At 72.1% G+C, this 3,132-nt stretch carries 3 protein-coding genes and 1 pseudogene; all 4 read left to right on the forward strand.

Translation table 11 applies throughout. The annotated features are described in order from the left end of the window. Window positions 1-273: pseudogene (locus ACFE86_RS21995) on the forward strand (transglutaminase family protein); the annotation flags it as partial. A gap of 56 nt (window positions 274-329) precedes the next feature. Then, window positions 330-1,712, forward strand: coding sequence for an ethanolamine ammonia-lyase subunit EutB (locus tag ACFE86_RS22000; RefSeq protein WP_375457438.1), 1,383 nt, complete (start codon window positions 330-332; stop codon window positions 1,710-1,712). Beyond that, a complete protein-coding gene (gene eutC / locus ACFE86_RS22005) occupies window positions 1,709-2,488 on the forward strand; it encodes an ethanolamine ammonia-lyase subunit EutC (RefSeq protein ID WP_375457439.1) in 780 nt (259 codons plus the stop codon). The genes ACFE86_RS22000 and eutC overlap by 4 nt, the downstream gene beginning before the upstream one ends. Before the next feature lie 301 nt (window positions 2,489-2,789). After that, the coding region (locus ACFE86_RS22010) for a dihydroxy-acid dehydratase (RefSeq protein WP_375457440.1) at window positions 2,790-3,132 on the forward strand (343 nt) is incomplete at its 3' end.

Here is a 3,132-nt window from a genome sequence, read left to right on the forward strand (position 1 = left end):
GTGCCGAGCGACTTCCACGCGGTGTTCGAGGCCTATCTCGACGGGCGCTGGTGGCTGTTCGACGCCACGCGCCAGGCCGACCTCGACGGGCTGGTCCGCATCGGCGTCGGCCGGGATGCGGCCGAGATCGCGTTCTCGACGCCCTACGGCAACATGCAGCCCGTCAACCAGCAGATCCGCATCCGGCGCTCGGACGGCCTCGGCAGCCCGCCCGAGCGCACCGTGGACGCGATCTCGACGGAGGTGCCGGCCCCGCATGCGGGCGCGGCTTGACCGGGTGGCATGGTATCCCATGATCCGCTGATGCCGCGCCCGGGGGATGTCTCATCATGGCCTATCGCCACGTCGTCGGCCCCCGCACCTGGGTCTTCGCCGACCTGCCGACCCTGATGGCGAAGGCGACGCCGCTCCGCTCCGGCGACCGGCTCGCCGGCATCGCCGCGGAGTCGGCGGAAGAGGGCTCGGCCGCGCGCTGGTGCCTCGCCGACGTGACCCTGTCCGAGATCCTGGCCCGGCCGCTGATCGCTTACGAGGCCGACGACGTCACCCGGCTGATCCTCGACGGCCACGACGCGGCGGCGTTCGCCGAGATCGCCCACCTCACCGTCGGCGATTTCCGCGAGTTCCTGCTGGTCGCCCCGTCCGCGACGCTCGCCCGGATCGCGCCCGGCATCACGCCGGAGATGGCGGCGGCGGTCTCGAAGATCATGCGCAACCAGGACCTGATCCTCGTCGCCCGGAAGTGCCGGGTGGTCACGCGGTTCCGCAACACCATCGGACTGCCCGGAACGATGGCGGTGCGGCTCCAGCCCAACCACCCCACCGACGACCCCGCCGGCATCACCGCGGCGATCCTCGACGGCCTGTCCTACGGCTGCGGCGACGCGGTGATCGGCATCAACCCGGCCTCGGATTCGCCGGCGGTCCTGGACAGGCTGCTGCACCTCCTCGACGAGGTCATCCAGCGCCACGCGATCCCGACGCAGGGCTGCGTGCTCACCCACGTCACCACCGCGATCGAGGCGATGAACCGCGGCCTGCCCGTCGATCTGGTGTTCCAGTCGATCGCCGGCACGGAAAGGGCCAATGCCGGCTTCGGGGTGACGCTCGGCCTGCTCGGGGAGGCGCACGCGGCGATGCTGGCCCTGAAGCGCGGGACGCTCGGCGACAACGGCATGTATTTCGAGACCGGGCAGGGCTCGGCGCTCTCGGCGGACGCCCATCACGGCATCGACCAGCAGACCCTGGAGGCGCGCGCCTACGCGGTGGCGCGGCCGTTCCGGCCGCTGCTCGTCAACACCGTCGTCGGCTTCATCGGCCCCGAATACCTCTACGACGGCAAGGAGATCATCCGCGCCGGGCTGGAGGACCATTTCTGCGGCAAGCTGATGGGCGTGCCGCTCGGCGTCGACGTCTGCTACACCAACCACGCCGAGGCCGACCAGGACGACATGGACGTGCTGCTCACGCTGCTGGGGGCGGCCGGCTGCACCTACGTGATGGGCGTGCCCGGCGCCGACGACGTGATGCTGAACTACCAATCGACCTCGTTCCACGATTCGCTCTACGTCCGCGAGGTCCTGGGCCTCAGGCGCGCGCCCGAGTTCGAGGCGTGGTTGCATGCGCTGGGCATGACGGACGCCGCCGGCACGCTGCTGCCCGGCGGCTCGGGCTCGCCGCTGCTCGCCGGCGCCTCGGGCCTCGCCGCATGAGCGGGGATGCCGAGATCTGGGCGCGGCTGCGAAGACTGACGCCGGCGCGGATCGGCCTCGGCCGGGCCGGCAGCGGCCTGCCGACGCGGGAGGTGCTGCGCTTCGGCCTCGCCCACGCCCAGGCGCGCGACGCCGTCCACGCGCCGATGGACGCGGCAGCGATCGCCGACGCGATCGCCGGGCAGGGTTTTCGCACGCTCCTCGTCGCCTCGCAGGCGGCCGACCGCGCGGCCTACCTGCGTCGCCCCGACCAGGGCCGGCGCCTCGCTCCGGAGGGGCGGGAGGCCCTGGAGCGGGCGTCGGCCGGGCCGGTCGATCTCGCGATCGTCGTGGCCGACGGGCTCTCAGTCCGTGCCGTCCACGAGGGCGCGCAGGCGCTTCTCGCGGCGTTCAAGCCGCATATCGAGCGGGCCGGATGGAGCCTCGCTCCGGTGGTCGTCGCGTCCCAGGCCCGCGTCGCCCTCGGCGATGCCGTCGGCGCGGCCCTCAAGGCGCGCGCGGTGGCGGTGCTGATCGGCGAGCGCCCCGGCCTGTCCTCGCCCGACAGCCTCGGGATCTACCTCACCTTCGAGCCGCGTCCGGGCCGCTCGGACGCCGAGCGCAACTGCATCTCGAACGTGCGGCCCGCCGGCCTCTCGCACGATCTGGCCGCGTTCAAGCTGAACTGGCTCTTGGCGCAGGCGTTCGCACGCGGCCTGACCGGCGTGCCCCTCAAGGACGAGAGCGATCATGCGCTTCCCGGCCCCGGGGCGGCGTCGTCCTTGCCTCAAGCTTGACCCGGCCGCCGGGTCGGCATCGTCGAGTCCAAGCGCGGCTGTGGCGAGGTCGCAACACCGCGAAAGCATCCCGGATTTGCCCCGGGAGCCGCCCTCATCCGCCGCGATCCCGCCATAAACCGGGACCACCTCAGCATCGGCGGTAAACGGCTTTTCCCCCAACCGGTTACCGCCAGGTTGCGAGCCATTCCAAGACCGTGATCCCTCCCTCCCGCGCCGCGTCCCCCGACGCGGCCGGACGGTCGATCTCACGCTGCGGGACGGCGCCGATGCGGTGCAGGCCGGGGGTGCGGGACAGGTCATGGACGCGCGTCTGAACGACAAGTCGAAGCTGCCGAGCCGCCACGTCACGGAAGGGCCCGACCGCGCGCCGCACCGCTCGTACCTCTACGCGATGGGCCTGACCAAGCAGCAGATCCACCAGCCGCTCGTCGGCGTCGCCTCGTGCTGGAACGAGGCCGCGCCCTGCAACATCTCGCTGATGCGCCAGGCGCAGGCGGTGAAGAAGGGCGTCGCTGCGGCCAAGGGCACCCCGCGCGAGTTCTGCACCATCACCGTCACCGACGGCATCGCCATGGGGCATGCCGGGATGCGCGCCTCGCTGCCGTCGCGCGAGGTCATCGCCGATTCCGTCGAGCTGACCA

The sequence above is a fragment of the uncultured Methylobacterium sp. genome (assembly GCF_964244095.1).
In the GTDB taxonomy this organism is placed as follows: domain Bacteria; phylum Pseudomonadota; class Alphaproteobacteria; order Rhizobiales; family Beijerinckiaceae; genus Methylobacterium.